Source organism: Psychromonas sp. MB-3u-54, assembly GCF_002836415.1.
Taxonomy (GTDB): domain Bacteria; phylum Pseudomonadota; class Gammaproteobacteria; order Enterobacterales; family Psychromonadaceae; genus Psychromonas.
The window spans coordinates 1-17264 of the sequence record NZ_PJBP01000137.1; the positions used below are offsets into that span (position 1 = coordinate 1).

The 17264-nt window shown below is 42.2% G+C and carries 9 protein-coding genes; 5 read left to right on the plus strand and 4 right to left on the minus strand.

What is annotated here, in order from left to right:
• Nucleotides 1-537: 537 nt before the first annotated feature.
• The 3 genes from CXF72_RS10530 to CXF72_RS10540 form a co-directional block, all read right to left on the minus strand.
• The gene (locus CXF72_RS10530; protein ID WP_101038940.1) at nt 538-1761 is read right to left on the minus strand and encodes a GGDEF domain-containing protein; all 1224 of its coding nucleotides are present in this window, start codon (nt 1759-1761) and stop codon (nt 538-540) included.
• Nucleotides 1758-4772 (minus strand): CheR family methyltransferase, encoded by a 3015-nt coding sequence (locus tag CXF72_RS10535; protein ID WP_101038941.1) that lies wholly within the window; start codon nt 4770-4772, stop codon nt 1758-1760. The genes CXF72_RS10530 and CXF72_RS10535 overlap by 4 nt, the downstream gene beginning before the upstream one ends.
• Nucleotides 4773-5051: 279 nt before the next feature.
• Nucleotides 5052-6794 carry an EAL domain-containing response regulator gene (locus CXF72_RS10540; RefSeq protein WP_198552568.1) on the minus strand — a complete coding sequence of 581 codons (1743 nt, stop codon included), beginning with the start codon at nt 6792-6794 and terminating at the stop codon, nt 5052-5054.
• A gap of 439 nt (nt 6795-7233) precedes the next feature.
• Between CXF72_RS10540 and CXF72_RS10545 the strand changes: the two genes are divergently transcribed.
• From CXF72_RS10545 to CXF72_RS10565, 5 genes are all read left to right on the plus strand, one after another.
• Nucleotides 7234-11580 (plus strand): CHASE3 domain-containing protein, encoded by a 4347-nt coding sequence (locus CXF72_RS10545; protein ID WP_101038945.1) that lies wholly within the window; start codon nt 7234-7236, stop codon nt 11578-11580.
• A 16-nt stretch (nt 11581-11596) separates the two neighbouring features.
• Nucleotides 11597-12427 (plus strand): CheR family methyltransferase, encoded by an 831-nt coding sequence (locus CXF72_RS10550; protein WP_101038947.1) that lies wholly within the window; start codon nt 11597-11599, stop codon nt 12425-12427.
• Complete coding sequence (locus CXF72_RS10555; RefSeq protein WP_101038949.1) at nt 12424-13002, plus strand: chemotaxis protein CheB; 579 nt, start codon at nt 12424-12426, stop codon at nt 13000-13002. Before CXF72_RS10550 ends, CXF72_RS10555 begins: the two co-directional genes overlap by 4 nt.
• Complete coding sequence (locus tag CXF72_RS10560; protein ID WP_101038951.1) at nt 12989-15526, plus strand: response regulator; 2538 nt, start codon at nt 12989-12991, stop codon at nt 15524-15526. The genes CXF72_RS10555 and CXF72_RS10560 overlap by 14 nt, the downstream gene beginning before the upstream one ends.
• A 159-nt stretch (nt 15527-15685) precedes the next feature.
• Complete coding sequence (locus tag CXF72_RS10565; RefSeq protein ID WP_101038953.1) at nt 15686-15964, plus strand: hypothetical protein; 279 nt, start codon at nt 15686-15688, stop codon at nt 15962-15964.
• A gap of 67 nt (nt 15965-16031) precedes the next feature.
• Here CXF72_RS10565 and CXF72_RS10570 read toward each other — a convergent pair.
• Nucleotides 16032-17264, minus strand: a 1233-nt coding sequence (locus CXF72_RS10570; RefSeq protein ID WP_232784949.1) for a sugar efflux transporter, incomplete at its 5' end; no start/stop codon positions are given.

Below are 17264 nucleotides of genomic sequence, written 5' to 3' on the forward strand. Positions count from 1 at the left end.
TTTGCCCATACTCTGAGCTGTCGCTCAATGGGCTCCGTCTATCACCGACCACTTTTAAGAGACCGCATTTTATTGCGGTTTTTTTTCGTCTGTGGTTTATGAATACAGATCAACATAATGAATTTGCTCGCTTTATTTAAAGGGCGGAAGTAGAAATTAAAGATTGCTCAGATACCAAGCTGGCGCTTGTTCGCTCCGTCTATCACCGACCACTTTTAAGAAGCCGCACTTGTTGCGGTTTTTTTTCATCCTAAATTTACGCTCACAAAACCGCCGGGATGATTTTGAATAGTAAATCTTATTACTTTATTGATGCATTTGGTATGGTGTTATCGGTAGGGTGCATTCTATGCACCGCAGGTAGCGGAAATTGGCGCAGCGAATAAGCGACAGCTTAGTATCTGAGCAGGCACCCTACGCGCTATGCGTTTGTTGTCATGGTTCGTGCTAGTTGGCATTCAAATAAGACCGCCATTAAATTTATGATCAATTTTAAATAGTAAATCGGATCACTTTATTAATGCGTTTGGTCTTATTTTACCCTGTTGAATCAGGTAATGCCGCACGAATTTTTTTAGCTTCCTGAGCAAAAAGGCGATCTTTTTCTATTTGAGAATGTGCCTCTGTGATTGTTTGCATAGGCGTGTCAAAAAAACGTATTTTATTACGTCCCGCCGCCTTCGCCTGATACATGGCTGCATCGGAATTTTTGAGTAAGTTGTCTACATTTTCGGTGTCCTGCATAAATATGGTTATGCCGATGCTCGCCGTAATATGATGAGTGTAATCACCTAATTTAAATGAAAGTGAAAATTGGTGCTGTATTTTATTTGCTATATGCATAGCTTCAGTCTTGGCCTCTGCTACATTTTCGCTTAGCCCCTCCAGCAAGATCACAAATTCATCTCCCCCTAAACGGGCCAAACTGTCATTTTTACGCACACAGTTCTGTAGACGGATGGCTATTTGTTGCAATAACATATCGCCATCAGCGTGGCCCCTTGTATCATTGAGTTGCTTGAAATTGTCCAGATCAAGCATCATTACAGCCCCTAATTTGCCATTACGATCGGCTGATATAACGGCGTGGTTAAGTCTGTCTAACAATAAACGCCGATTGGGCAGACCAGTGAGCGGATCAAAAAAGGCCAGCCGGCTAATTGCATCAACATGATTGTGCAGTTCAGTCGCATCATTTAAGACTAAGAAAAGGATCTGCTCACCGTGTTCGTCAACGGTCGAGGCCGCCACCAGATAGCCCCAAAAAGAGGTGTTGTTGTGGCGATTAATTTTTAGTTCACAAACCTGTGGTTGCATAGTGTTAATGATCTCTTTACAAAAAATGTAAAACTTGTCTGTGTCTTCACGAGCGATGAATTTAGTAAAGGGTAATTGTTGCAGCATGGCGACAGTGCAAGCTAATAACTTGCTGCCGGTGTTGTTAGCCTCGAGTATAATGCCATTGTTGCTCAGGGAGAAATATCCCACGGGCGCTAAATTGTAAAGCTGAATATAACGTTTACGTGAAACTTCCAGCTGGTCATAGGCCGTAAGCAAATTTTCATTTTGTATCTCCAGTTCAATCTGAAACACGCTTAACTCATGGATCATTCCCTCAATCTTTTCACTACTCAACTGGCTGACATCGACAGGTTTTGCAAGCATTTTTCTGCTCGCGATGAGTTCAGCCTTCTCTCGCAGCAGTTTGTTTTCCTTGCTTAAAGCAAGCTTTGTGCTAGTAATATTTTTTTTCTTGCTCATGATTTTTGACCTTCTAATAGACGTTCCATATTAACTATGGCATAGATACTGTCGGACTCATTAAACAGTGCAGTGACCGTGATAAAGACATCAAGAAGCGACCCGTTTTTATGTAAACGTTGGCTTTGATAGGATTGACTGGCCTGATTAAGTTTTCCTATCATCAGTAACGCTTGCGCTTGCTGCTCTGAAGGGATGTGTTGGATAATGTTCATGGAGAGTGCTTGTTGTTCTGTCCAGCCGTATGATCGAACTGCACCGTTGTTCCAGGCTAAAATGTGACCATCGAGATCTTGAATGATAAAAGCATCACGCGCATCCTGCATCAGGGAGCCTAAATGCAGTAAATTTGCCTTTTCACTTATTAATGCTCGCTCGTGGCGGATCTCTGTGATGTCGCTAAAAGTGATGACACAGCCTTCAATGGCGTTGTCTACGGTACGATAGGCTAACAGCTGCATGGTATACCAGTTACCGAGTTTGCTCTGGACTTCCCTGGATTTAGGCGTCAAGGTATCAAGCACTTCTTGCAGATCAGTGGTTAGCTCAGTGTAATTGATTAAGTTGGACTGTATGTCGGTGATAGGCCGACCTACATCGCTGGAAATAAAGTTGATGAGATTAGTGGCGCTGGGTGTGAAGCGCATAATTTTCAAGTTAAGATCGAGAAAAATGGTGGCGATGCCGGTGCCTGAAATCAGATTATTCATATCATTATTGAGCTGGTTTAAATCGAGTAATTTATTTTGCAGCTCACTATTAACGGTAACCATCTCCTCGTTGGTTGATTGTAATTCTTCTTTGGAGGTTTCCAGCTCTTCGTTGGTCGATTGCAACTCTTCATTTATTGACTGCATTTCTTCATTGGACGATTTTAGCTCCTGGTTAGAGGCTTCAAGGGACTCATTGATGCTCTGCAGATATTCATCTTTGACGCTCAGCTGTTCTTTTAGAGTACGGATTTCGTTAGTTTGATCCGTGTTCTCCGCGCTGAGATCGGTAGTAGTGGTGTTTGCCGGTTTGTTGAGCGGCGCTTCTTGCATTGGCTTAGCGGGTTCAAACAGGACTAAAAAAACCGGGGTTGTTGATGGGATATCCGGCGCGGCAGTAACAGCGAACAGGGTCAGATCCACGCTTAAGTAATGGTCATTATTTTTAACCCGCAGCGCCGAGTGATGCACTGTCTCTGGTTTTCTTCGCACTTTGTGCAGTGCCATGGTTAAGTCGAACTGTAATCCGCTGCGCGCCATTTTTAAAATATTATAAGCGCTAGCATCCCCCGGCACCGGTTCTAGATATTGACCGGTGCGCCCATACAGATAGAGAATATCGCCCATATCACTGATCAGTGCGCCACTTAGGGGAAGGTGCAGCAAAATCGCCTGTTCTGTGATCTCACGCAATGAACGCATCTTATATACAGATGTAGAGGCAGGTGAAGGTGAAGGTGCTAGCATTGCTTTATATTCTTTAGATGTTAGCGCCAGTAATTTAGAGCAGCCAAAAGCGATCGGCTTTTTATAAATAAAATTATCTTTTTTCCGATAAAGTTTAGCTTTATTGTCTAAGATTGAAAATAAATTTGTATAGCTGGTGACGTTCTCTGAGCTACCCATAAATAATACGGCGCCACTTTTGAGCGCATAATGAAACAAAGACAGGATTTTTTTTTGTAGGTTAGTGTCCATATAAATAAGTAGGTTGCGACAACTGATCAAATCGAGTTTGGAAAAGGGGGGATCTAATATGACGTCGTGCTCAGAAAATACCACCATATCTCGGATCTCTTTATGGATACTAAACTGTTGATTTTCTTTGTCCAAGTTAAAGAAACGTTTGATCCGTGTTGGAGAGAGATCTTCGCTGATACTAACCGGATAATAACCATAACGCGCTGCGGCAATCGCCTTGGAGCTGATATCTGTCGCAAATATCTGTACATTAACGTGCTGTTTAAATAAATTCATTTTTTCTTTAAAGAGCATGGCAATTGAGTAGGCTTCCTCGCCAGAGGAGCAGCCAGGTACCCAGACGCGAAGCGAATTAGTGGCGGATGCCTCCGCTAATAAGTCAGGTATTATTTGTGTTTCCAGAGTTTTAAAAGCGGCTGAATCGCGAAAAAAACGGGTCACCCCAATCAAGAGATCGTTAAATAACGCATTCGCTTCAGAGGGGATTGTCTGTAAACAAGATACATAATCGCTTAGCGAGGAGAGATGATGTACGGCCATGCGCCGCTCGATACGACGCACTATAGAGCTCTGTTTATACTCAGAAAAGTCATGACCTGATTTATCTAACAACAACATAAATATTTGATCGAGGGCATTGTCAAGCTCTCGTGGTTCGCTATTTGCTAACGTGGGCTTGTTAAAATTACGGTCGACATAGGCGATAAGCTCGGCTGGCATCTGGCTGGGGAGCAGTTGATAATCGACCAGACTTGTAGCGATAGCGCTGCGCGGCATACCATCATATTCGGCGGTGTCCGGCTGCTGTGCCATGACCATGCCACCTAAGTCTTTGATCGCTTTTATGCCTAATGTGCCGTCACTGCCGGTACCGGAAAGCACAATGCCAATGGCGTGTTCGAGTTGATCCTTGGCAAGGGAGCGGAAAAAAAAATCTATCGTAAAACGTTGACCGCGAGGCATTGTTTGCTCATATAAACATAACTTACCCTGTACAAAAGCCATATCATACTTGGGCGGTATGATGTATGTGCAATTAGGCTGCACTTTCATACCATCTTTGACCTCGAAAACCTGCATGCTGGTATAACGTTGAATTATTTCAGTGAGCATGCTTTTGTGATTCGGGGCGAGATGCTGTACTAAAACAAAAGCCAAATCTGTCTCTGATTTTTTTGGTATGCCTGAAAAGAAGTCTTCAAATGCAGCGAGTCCGCCCGCGGAAGCACCAATACCGACCACAGCAAACTTTTCTTTTTTTGTTTTTGGCTTTGCTTGCTTATTAGGTGTGGCGCTTGCCATATTGATTTTTTTCTTCACACTGATTTTCCAATTTAATTTGCCAGATAATATATTCCGTCAATGTTAGTTGCTCTTTTGATTCTGGAGGATATTGTTATAAACATTTTATTGTCAACTAAACGTATTTCCAGTGTAGGCATAGGTTAGAATTATCGCTAATATTTGCGGTATTTCATGGTGATATAATCAATGCAGCGCAGGTATTAAAGCGCTAAGGCTGGAAAGTTGGAAGGCAGGGAAAGAAGGCCGTCAGCTGTTAGCTCGATGCTCAAAGCCCGCAGCTCAAAGGCTCGACGCTCAATTGCTGGTTATTGTCGGTAGTCGACTCGATAACCAAGCACTTTTATCAGTTAATAATGCTTCGACTTCGTGTGCAGGCAACGGACGACTAAAATAATATCCCTGAATTTCATCACAATGATGCTGAAACAAATACTTCATTTGAACTTCATTTTCAACCCCTTCCGCTATCACCTGGCGGCCCATTTGATGCGCCATCGCAATAATACTTAAAACGATAACAGCATCGTCCGGATTGATAGTCAGGTCGGTAATAAAAGATTTATCTATTTTAATCCGGTTAGCTTGAATACTTTTTAAATAACTTAAACTTGAAAACCCGGTGCCAAAATCATCAAGGCTAATTTTAATCCCCAGATCTGTTAATTTATGAATGGCTGAAAGTGCAATATCAGGATTATCCAACATAATACCCTCAGTCAGTTCCAGTTCCAGGTATTCTGGCGCTAAGCCAGAGACTTCCAGAGCCTGTTTAACCTGAACACTTAATTCATAGTCATTAAATTGATGAGGTGAGACATTAACCGCCATAGTTATTGGCGGTATTCCTGCTTCCTGCCAGGCTTTATTTTGTGTACATGCTGTTCTCAACACCCAATCGGTAATAGCAAAAATCTGCCCATTTTTCTCAGCTAAAGGAATAAATTCATCGGGAGATATCAATCCCCATTCCGGGTGTTGCCAGCGAAGCAATGCCTCCAGACCAAAAACTTTACCAGTGTGTAAGTCAATCTGAGGCTGATAATGTAAAAAAAACTCCTGTTTAGTCAGTGCACTGCTCAGGTCATTTTCCAAGTTCATACGATGCTGCAATTGGGCGCCCATTTCAGGTTGATATAGATATAATGATTTAGGATCCGTTTGTTTTGATTGATGAACAGCTATTTCTGCATTCTTTAACAATGTTTCCCAGTTAGTTGCGCTGTAGGGGTATCGCGCTCCTCCTTGCAGTACAGTCACAAATATTTCTTTTTCAGCCAGCAGGAAAGGTTGTAACAGGGTCTCGTGAATTTTTTTACTGGTACTATGGAGCAGCGTATCAGTATTAGCATTTTGCAATATAATGGCAAAATAACGACTATTTAAGCGACTGATTAAAATATCGTTATTTGCCATTCGCTGCATACGTTCAGCAACACCTTTGATGGCTAAATCTGCCAGCGTCGAACCCAGTGTATCGCTAATATTTTTATAGTTAGCGATATCTACGATGATAAGCCCCAGCCCTTTATTATTTCTAATCGAGTGAGTAAGACATTTTTTTAACTGTTGCAGAAATAGTTTGCGGTTAGGTAATCCCGTGAGCAGATCGTATTCCTCGAGTATTTGGTTATTGTTTTTAAGAAAATCACTAAGATGTTTTAGCCGAATAAAATTACGCACCTTGGCAAGTAATTCGAGCCGGTTAAAGGGTTTACTTAAAAAATCTTCAGCGCCGGCTTCTAACCCCTTAATACGTGAGGCCTGATCGCTTAAAGAGGTAAGTAATACGATAGGAATATGATTATATTTGGGATCCGACTTTAACTTTTGGGTGATTTCAAAGCCGTCCATAACAGGCATCAGTATATCGAGTAAAATAATATCGGGTTCATAATCAGGGATCATTGACAGTGCATGCTCACCGTTAATAGCGCCAAAGACGTCATATCCTTGGGCGGTTAGTATGCCATTTAACATTTCTCGGTTAATCGCTTCATCATCCACGATCATGATTTTTCCACATTCTTCAATATTCACAATTACTTCCTTATCTGCAATCATCATTTTCCTTAAAGCAGGGATAAAATGAGTAATATTGAGATTTGTAAGATCCTATGCGTTTTCATTAACTGATTAGTCCCTTACTATCGAGAATCTGGCTGCTAAGAAATAAAACATAACCCTCTAGTGCCACTTAATTTGTGCATTTTTATTTTAAGCGCATCTTATACAAATATAGTTCTCTATTTTAAATTCACCAGATAATGGCAAGCCTTAAAAACATTCAGGTGATATCGATTCAAATTGAATGAATATCATATATCCCCATATTGTCTACCGGTCGCTGTCAATAAAGGTGTTTATAGTCTATATAAATGTAGGAGTATTAATCAAATTTTGTGCCTAAACTCCCTTGTTTAACCGCGTTTTTAAAAACCAATTTAGAACAAAAAATCGAGATTAATAAAGGATCATTATGAAAAAATATTTTCCCGCATTGACGCTTAAGCAGAGTATGTTAACGAAAAAAATCATGACTATTCTGATAGTTTTTCTATTTGGTTCGATTAATTATTTTGGTATTTCCTCCCTGCTCGATAGTTTCGGCAAGATAAATCATGCCCATACTGTCATCGAAGCGGCCAGCGAAATAGAAAAACTGGCCATTGAGCTTGAAACCGGTCAACGAGGTTTTTTAATCACAGGTAATGAATCCTTTCTGAGGTCCTATAATTCGGCGAAAAATCAACTGAACGATAAAACCAACGCTATTAAAGCGCTGGTTAGTGATAACCCGGAACAAGTACAGCACATGGAGAATATAAAAAAAATTATTGATTTATGGTTGGAAAAAGCGGGCCAAAGAGGGATTGATGAACGTAGAAAAGTGCTGGCCAGTTCGCTCAATACCGACTATTTACAGGCGATATTGAAGGAAAACACGGGCAAACAAATACTGGACAAACTGCGTGAACACTTGCAACTGATGGCAGATGCGTTTAAAAAATCTCATAACCTGCAAGCCGTTAACCTGACCTTAAGCATTGCCAAAGATATGCTCGAGATGGAGACGGGGGTGCGCGGTTTTTTAATTACCGGCGAAGAGCCTTTTCTTGACCCTTTCCATAAGGGGAAAGTGAGCTTAGTGGAACACCTAGATCAGCTCAATGGGTGGATCGATGTTAGTTATAATCGGGAAGAGATGGTTCAATCTATTCGCGAGTTAGAAGAACTTATTTTACAGTGGCAGCAAAAAACTGCAAAACCAGAGTTAGCATTGCGCATCAATGTCACTCAAGGTAAGGCGGATTATGCGGATCTGCAACGAGTCGTCGCCAGTAAAGCCGGTAAAAACCGCCTCGATAACATCAGGGAGCAGTTAAAACAGATAAATGCTCACTTTATAAAATCTGAAGATCAAGTCGCACAAAATTTAATCCTTGCCATTGGCAAAGACATGGTCGATCAGGAAACCGGGCTGCGGGGTTTTCTAATCACCGGTCAAAATGAATTCCTTGACCCTTTTGAGGCGGGGCAACTCGCTGTTGAACAAGATATCGCCGACCTGAAGTTTTTGGTACAAAATACCTTTGCTATTGAGCCGATGCAAAGGGCGGTCAATGATATAAATATGTTATCCAGCGAATGGCTCACTAAGGCCGGAGAGCCAAAGATAGCGGTAAGAAACGAAATGAACAGCAATCCGACTACTATGCTCGATGTCATCCGTTTGCTTGAACAGAAAATGGGCGAACAAGTTATGGACGATATACTCCTGCAATTAGGCCAGTTCAAGCAAGTTGAAAAAACATTGCTTGATGAAAAACAGGACGATTCCAAGTCTACCGCCGATGCCATGTTGTGGCTGGTATTGGCTGGCACGCTCATTATTGTGGCCTTTGCCGTTGCCCTGATGAAAACAACTAACAACCTGCAGGAACAATCGGAAGTGCTGAAACAGGAACGCAGCAAACTAGAAGGTCAGGACTGGGTAAAAACCAGTTATGCCAACATCATCGGTAAATTACAAGGACTTAAGGATCTGCGGGCTTTTGCCGAAGTGGTGATGAACGAATTAGTCCCTGTACTGGATGCTCAGCTAGGGCTGTTTTACAGCAAAGAGCTTGCCGATGATAACCATAAGCCGGTACTGAAACTACTCGCCTCCTATGCACATAAAAAACGCAAAAATGTCGCGAATCAGTTTCTCTTCGGTGAAGGTCTGGTCGGACAAAGTGCATTAGAGCAGAAAACCATTTTTCTGTCTCAAGTGCCCGATGATTATATTCGTATCAGTTCAGGGGTAGGAGAGGCCAACCCGAAAAATATTATCGTTTTTCCACTGCTATTTGAAGAGCAGCTGTTGGCGGTGATTGAGATTGCCTCAGTTAAAGAGTTTTCTCTTTTACATCAGGAACTCATCGAACAATTCCGACAGAATCTCGGGGTAGTTTTTAACAATATTCTTAGTCTTATCCGTGCTGAACAGTTACTGCAACAATCTAAAATACAAGCAGAGACATTACAAACCCAGCAGGAAGCGCTGCAGTTTTCCAATGAAAGTCTTCAGGCGCAAACCGAACGTTTAAAGACATCGGAAGAAGAGCTGCAACAGCAAAGTGAGGAGCTGCGGGTTTCCAATGAAGAGCTTGAAGAAAAGCAGCAGCGCTTGGAGCAGCAGAAACAAGAACTGCAGCAGTCAAAGAATGAAATTGAACTAAAAGCCCGTGATTTATCGCAAGCCAGTAAATATAAAACGGAGTTTCTGGCGAATATGTCCCATGAATTACGCACACCGCTAAACAGTCTGCTCATCCTATCGAAAATGTTGGCGGAAAATAAAGAGGGCAACTTGACCGATAACCAGCTGGAAGACGCTCAAGTCATCTTTGAGGGCGGCAATGATCTGCTTAATCTGATTAATGACATTATGGATTTATCCAAGGTAGAGGCCGGTATGTTAGATGCTTATGTCGATGATGTTTATATCGATACTGTGGTTAATAATCTACAAAAACTGTTTGCTCAGGTGGCAGAGAAAAAGGGGACTGAGTTTGTTATCGATAAACAGCCGGATATACCCACCTACTTTAGATCCGATGGGCAAAGACTGGAACAGATCCTGAAGAACTTCCTGTCCAACGCCTTTAAATTTACGGAAAAGGGCAGGGTCACTTTAAAATTTCATCGGCCTGACCCTAATACCCAATTTATCAATAAGGTCTTAAATGCAAAAAACAGTATAGCACTGTCGGTCATTGATACCGGTATCGGTATTTCGGCCGATAAACGTCAGGCAATATTTGAGGCATTTCAGCAAGAAGATGGCTCCACCAGTCGAAAATATGGCGGTACGGGCCTGGGATTAACCATATCAAAAGAGCTGACCCGGATATTAGGCGGAGAAATACAGTTAAAAAGTGAAAAAGACCAAGGCAGTGTTTTTACCTTATATCTGCCCTTACAGTGGTCGGGGGCATCGCAGAATGCTATTGATGATCACCAAGTAACCCTACCGATAATATCCCCCCCGCTTGAGACGAACAGTGCGCCAGTCATTAAAGCATTACCATCCGATGATCTATTTCTAGCCGATGACCGGCGAAATATTGCTAACAATGACAAAGTTGTTTTAATCATCGAAGATGATAAACGTTTTGCTAAAATTCTGATCAATACGGCTCACCAGAACGGATTTAAATGTCTGGCAACTAACCGCGGCCGGGATGGTCTGTATCTGTGCATGGAATATCCGGTCAGCGGTATTATTCTGGATATTGGCTTGCCTGATATTGATGGTCTGGCGGTATTAGAGCAATTAAAAAATAATCTGAAGACACGACATATTCCAGTACATGTCATTTCCGGTGGCGATCAAAAGCAACCCTCTTTAAGACAAGGGGCGTTAAGTTATTTACAAAAACCCGCGAGCGGCGATCAGATAGAAACTATCATGGCTGATATAAAAAATAGCGGTGAGGATAATATAAAAACTATTTTGGTGATTGAGGATGATAAAAATCAGCAACACTCGATTACGCGATTAATTAAAGCCGATGATATCCAACTCATTTTTGCATCAACCGGCCGACAGGCCTGTGAAAAGTTGGAAATAGAGCACTTTGACTGCGTTATTTTAGATCTCGGCTTACCCGATATTAGTGGCTATACGGTATTGGAGAAAATTGCGTCATTACCCTCGGGGTTGCTTCCTCCGGTGATTGTATACACCGGGCAGGAAATATCCGATGAACAACAGAAAGTGCTGGCTAAGTTTACCGCTGATATTATTATCAAAGGTGCGGAGTCGCCTGAGCGATTATTAGATGATGTCTCCCTTTTCTTACACAGCGTAGAAACGAGTCTGCCAAAAGCGCAAAAAAAGACTATTCGTATGCTGCACAATGCCGATGCGATGCTCAAAGGCCGGCGATTATTATTGGTGGATGATGATATGCGTAATGTCTTTGCGCTGACCCGTCAGCTGGAAGATGTCGGCATGGAAGTCACTATGGCGGACAACGGTCAGGTCGCATTGGATAAACTCAGTGTTGCTCCCGATGGCACCCATAAACCTTTTGATCTGGTGATTATGGATATTATGATGCCGGTCATGGACGGTTACGAGGCGATGAGAAAGATACGCAAACTGACCAACGGATATGCAAATATCCCTATTATTGCACTCACCGCTAAAGCCATGCCCGAGGATAAATCCAAGTGCATAGAAGCCGGTGCATCTGAGTTTCTGACCAAACCCGTTGAACTGGATAAATTAATGTCAATATTAAGGGTTTGGTTATACAAAAGTACTAAGCATTAAAATGGAAGGCGTTATAATGGAAGACAAGCAATTGGAAGCGTTTGAAATAGACTGTCTGTTAGGCGCGATATTACTGCGTTATGGTTATGACTTTCGTAATTATGCCCAGGCATCCCTGAAAAGACGCATTCATAATCGCCTGACGCTTTCCAACTTGCAGCATGTTTCAGAAATGATCCCCAGGATCCTCTATGATGAACATTTTTTTAGTGAGTTTCTCTGCGACATGTCCATTACGGTCACTGAAATGTTCCGCAATCCCGAGGTCTTTAAGTTTATTCGTGAAAAAGTGGTTGATAAACTGCGTACTTATTCGCGTATTAATATTTGGAATGTAGGCTGTGCCACGGGTGAAGAAGCCTACTCGATCGCAATTATACTGGCAGAGGAAGGCTTACTCAATAAAACTCATATTTATGCCACTGATTATGACAACCAGGCATTAGCAGTTGCCAAGACAGGCATTTATCCGGCGAACGTAATGCAGCAATATACCGAAAACTATCTAAAAGCAGGCGGCCGTCAATCTTTTTCTGATTATTATCAGGCCAGGTACGAATCAGCCAAAATGAAAAAAAATCTGCGTGAAAAAATTACCTTTGCCAACCATAATTTAATGCAGGACGGCAGCTTTGCGGAAATGCATTTAATTCTCTGTCGTAATGTCTTGATCTATTTTAATCAGACATTACAAAATAGCGTTTTATCGTTACTGCGGGACAGTATGGTACATCATGGTTATCTGGTATTAGGTGATAAAGAAACTCTGGATTTTTCATCGGTTGCAAATGATTTTGAATCCGTTGATAAACAGAGACGGATTTATCGAAAGAAGCGCTTAAGATGAAAAAAAGTTATCAGGCAATTGTTATTGGTGCTTCGATGGGGGGAATGGAGGCGCTTAAAATGATTTTGGCTCAATTACCCGACAACTTCTCCCTGCCCGTGATAGTGGTACAGCATCAGATGCGTGATAGCGATGATTTTTTGGCAGTATACCTGAATCGACATTGCGCTATCAAAGTGAAGGAAGCCTGTGCACATGAGCTGATATTACCCGCTTATGTTTATATTGCACCGGCGGCCTATCACCTGCTGATCGAAGAAGACAAAACACTCAGTCTGTCGGTTGATTTACCGGTAAATTACTCTATTCCTTCCATTGATGTATTGTTTGAATCTGCTGCTGATGTTTATGGTGAGTCTCTCGTGGGTGTCGTGCTGACGGGTGCCAGTGCTGATGGCAGTCAGGGACTAAAAAAAATCAAAGCCTACGGTGGACTGACTGTGGTGCAGGATCCAAACACTGCTGAAGCACCGAAAATGCCAAGCGCGGCGATCAAGGTCACACAAATAGACCACATTCTGCCGCCCGACAAAATAGGTGTCTTTTTAAGGGAGCTAACCAATGACGAAGGCTAAACCGACCATACTGATAGTCGATGATAAACCACAAAACAGACTGGCCGTCAGACGTATTCTTGAGTCGTTAGACATTATTATTGAAGAAGCGGATTCAGGGCAGGAAGCATTACGACAAGTGCTTCACCATGATTTTTTCCTGATTTTAATGGATGTGCAGATGCCGGAGATGAATGGTTTTGAAACGGCGTCACTGATCCTTGAAAATTATCAAACCAAGCATATTCCCATTATTTTTGTCACCGCGGTCAGCAAAGAACAACGCTTTGTCCATCAGGGTTATGAATCAGGTGCGGTAGATTATGTCTATAAACCATTAGATCCCCAGATATTACGCAGTAAAGTGATAGTGTTCAGGGAGTTATGGATTCAACGTCTTGCTCATCGACAAAGCAGTGCGGCTCTGGCGAAATTAAACGAGCAATTAATTAACATCAGCAAAACCCTAAAAGTCACTAACAGCAAGCTCAGACACGAAATTAAAGACCATGAACGGACTGAACTGGCTTTACGCGCTGCTCGTAACGAAGCGGATCAAGCTAATCGAGCAAAAAGTGAATTTTTGGCCAATATGAGCCATGAAATCCGCACACCCTTAAATGGGATTATGGGCATGAATTATCTTGTCTTACAAACAGAGCTTAGTGACCAACAACGTAATTATCTGCACAAAATACAAATGTCTTCGGATAGTCTGCTTAATATTATTAATGACATTCTCGATTACTCCAAAATTGAAGCGGGTAAACTGAAGGTTGAAAAAGTAACGTTTCAACTGGATAGTCTATTGCAAAATGTAACGGATTTAATGGCCATTAAAGCAGAGCAAAAAAATATTGAACTGTTGGTGGACTGTGATCCGAACATACCCTTAGAGCTCATTGGTGATCCCTTACGTATTAGCCAGATATTGATGAACTTAGTGGGTAATGCGCTCAAGTTCACCGAACAGGGTGAAATCGTTATTTCAGTTAAACGGTCAAAATCGGAAAATGGCACACTCTATTTGTATTTTGAGATACGCGATACGGGTATAGGTATCTCGCATCAACAAAGTCAACAATTATTCCAACCTTTTTCCCAGGCAGATAGTTCTACCACGCGAAAATATGGGGGTACCGGGCTTGGACTGGTGATTTGCGCTCGGCTGGTGGCGTTGATGGGAGGAAAACTGACATTAGAAAGCAGGTTGGGCACCGGCAGTGTATTTTCTTTTACCTTACCTTTTTTACGTCAAAATCAGAAAAAGCGCTTCCAGTTGCCCTTCGAAGAATTAAAAAACTTGCGATTTTTAGTCGTCGATGACAGTGAAAAAGCGTGTACTATTTTGACCAGCCTGTTGAACTCCTTTGGTTTTCAATCCTTAAGCGTTGCTTCAGGGCAGCAAGCCTTAGATGAACTGAGTCGTGCATCTGATAACCTGCAAGCCTACGATATAGTTCTGATGGACTGGAAAATGCCCAGCATGGATGGTTTGACCGCCAGCAAGTTAATAAAAAAGAACCTGGATTTGTCCCCAATGCCCTTTGTTATCATGGTGACCGCCAGTACGAGTGAAGATTTGCGCAAAAAATCCGCTAAAATAACCGATGGTTTGTTGTTAAAACCGGTGACCCCCTCGCTGTTATTTAGCGCAGTGATGGAATTACTGGGCCTCAATGAAGATATAACTATTCAAACAGTAACTAAACCGCTCGATTTAGGCCTTGAGCAGGTAGCGCATATTAAAGGCGCAAAAATACTGCTCGTTGAAGATAATGAGATTAATCAGGAAGTGGCAACAGAATTATTACGCTTGGCGGAATTCGATATAGTGTTGGCATACAATGGTCAGGAAGCGTTGCAAAAGTTAATCCAGCCCTTGCCCGAAGCACGGTTTGATGCGGTGCTGATGGACTGTCAGATGCCGGTGATGGACGGTTATGATGCGACCGCGAAAATTCGTTGCAATCCTCTTTTTGTAAACTTACCTATTATTGCTATGACGGCCAATGCCATGGCAGGTGATCGGGAAAAATGTCTGTCTGCAGGCATGAGTGACTATATCAGCAAACCAATCATCCCGCCCTTACTCTACGCGACACTGGCAAAATGGATCAAGGTTAAACAAACGAATAACAGTGATGATTCAGCGCGGGTAAATTTGAATAAAAATGAGACCATCGCATTGCAGGCGTTGCCGGAAATCCCCGGTATCAATATGAGTGATGCACTAATGCATGTCGGTGGTAATAAAACTCTGTACAGAAAGTTGTTATTAACATTTAGCAAAAATAGCTCAGTGGAAAAAATTCGGTTTGCTCTGTCGAAAGGTCATTGGGAGGACGGGGAATTATATGCCCACGGCCTTAAAGGGGTTGCCGCTAACCTGGGTATGACTAAAATGCAAAATGCAGCACAGGCTCTGGAAGAAAAAATAAAAAAACAGCAACTGAATGCTAGCGAAAAAGCGTTGGCATTAGTCGAGGCTGAAGAAAAACGTTTGATTCAATCAATTTTGGAATACTATGATACTAAGGCTTGAAGGCGCTAAGGTTATAGTGCCGTTAGCTGTCAGCCGTCAGTTGCCATAAAGCTATAAGGCTATAAGGCTTGAATGCTCGAAGGTGTTAAGGCATGAAAGCATGAAAATGTAGTTCCGAGCAAAGTCGCAGTTAAAAAATCTAACAATAAGGATTAGATTATGACCGAAGCAGCAGCAACAAGCAGTGTTGAGTTGAAGGCAAAAATCAGCAGCGCAACGCTTAATCGTATTACCGAAGCCATTGAGCATGATCCAATCATATTAACGGTGACTAAGGCGCTTTTAAAAGAGGTGGTGAAAGATGCTATTGATTTAGAAAATAACAAAGAAAACCCCCGTCTTGAGCAAGTTATTGAGTATATAAACGGGCAGGGATGGTCTAACTTATTTACGCCATCAGTCCGAAGAACTGCCGAACTGATTAAACTCAGGCGCTAAGGCACGAAGGTTATAGGGCCGTTAGCTGTCAGCCGTCAGCCGTCAGCCGCCAGCTGCCATAAGGCGTTCAGGCTTTAAGACGTTCAGGCTTTAAAGCTTTAAGGTGTTCAGGCTTTAACAACAAGCATTGCCTTTCTGCTAACCACATAAAAAACAGCGCAATGAGACAAAACAGGGCGGAGGCGATAAATACCGTATAATAACTGAAATATTGTGCGATTCCTCCCACGAGAAGGCTGCTTAATAAAACGCTCAGCAGGAGGCTGTTATTAAACAATGTTGAGGCTAACCCAATCTGTTTTTTCATCATATCCTGTACAACCAGCATGCCTAAACTGGCATTGATACCAATAAAAATACCGTTAAACAGCTGCAGCAATATAAACTGCCAGAGCTGCTCGGCAACCAGCAAACCCGCAAAAAATAGCAGGCCGCTAATAATTGCAATATTGATCAGTCGCATTGCACCGAACCTTGGCGCAAGATAGCCTGCGCCTAACATAATTGGAATTTCCACAAAGGCCGCCGTGCCCATCAGGTAACCCACCCATTTAGAATCAAAATCTGCCGCTTGAGTGATATACAGGCTGATTGATGTGATGTACATATTGTTGGCAGTAAAAACAAAAAAGATACAGATCAAAAAGAATAAAACGCCGGATATTTTTGACCAATTCACATTTTTTGGAGCAGACTGGACCTTTTCAATCTGCACATTAGATATACCCACACAAACAATAATAAATACTACCACAGCAAAAAATCCGGCCAGCAGAAAGGTTTGTTCAAACCCGAAAGCATCATTGATTAAAAAGGCAGCGGGCGGCCCAATTACCCAAGACATAGACATGGTTGCCCGCATCATTGTCATAAACACAGTCGCTTTATCGGCAAGCTGTTTATCTGCAAAATGACGTCCCATGCTGAAAATTTGCGGTAAACAAGCTGCACTGAAGGGCATGAAAAAAACAACCGCAAATAATAGCGTGTAATAATGCTGACTCATTGCCAAAAAAATCGTAGTGATAATAAACCCGACTTGTCCTGTTAAAATAATAGATTTGCGACTTAAGCCCTGATCTGATTTTTTTGCTATATATTGCGAGACCAATACGCCGCTTAACACCATGCAGGTAATTAAAATCCCCATGCTGATCGGGGTGGCGTGAACTTCTTCAATCAGATAAAGACTTAATAGTGGATAAATGAACGCGGTACTTAGCCCGATAAAAAAACAGGTCAATAAATAGGTGATGGATTGTTTGCTAAAGAACATAGTGTGCGCCTTGGTGATTGAGTG

Excerpts from the sequence above, each read along its gene's own strand:
- CXF72_RS10565 (WP_101038953.1), top strand. The coding sequence starts at position 15,686 with ATGACCGAAGCAGCAGCAACAAGCAGTGTTGAGTTGAAGGCAAAAATC.
- CXF72_RS10530 (WP_101038940.1), bottom strand. The coding sequence starts at position 1,761 with ATGAGCAAGAAAAAAAATATTACTAGCACAAAGCTTGCTTTAAGCAAG.
- CXF72_RS10560 (WP_101038951.1), top strand. The coding sequence starts at position 12,989 with ATGACGAAGGCTAAACCGACCATACTGATAGTCGATGATAAACCACAA.
- CXF72_RS10550 (WP_101038947.1), top strand. The coding sequence starts at position 11,597 with ATGGAAGACAAGCAATTGGAAGCGTTTGAAATAGACTGTCTGTTAGGC.
- CXF72_RS10555 (WP_101038949.1), top strand. The coding sequence starts at position 12,424 with ATGAAAAAAAGTTATCAGGCAATTGTTATTGGTGCTTCGATGGGGGGA.
- CXF72_RS10545 (WP_101038945.1), top strand. The coding sequence starts at position 7,234 with ATGAAAAAATATTTTCCCGCATTGACGCTTAAGCAGAGTATGTTAACG.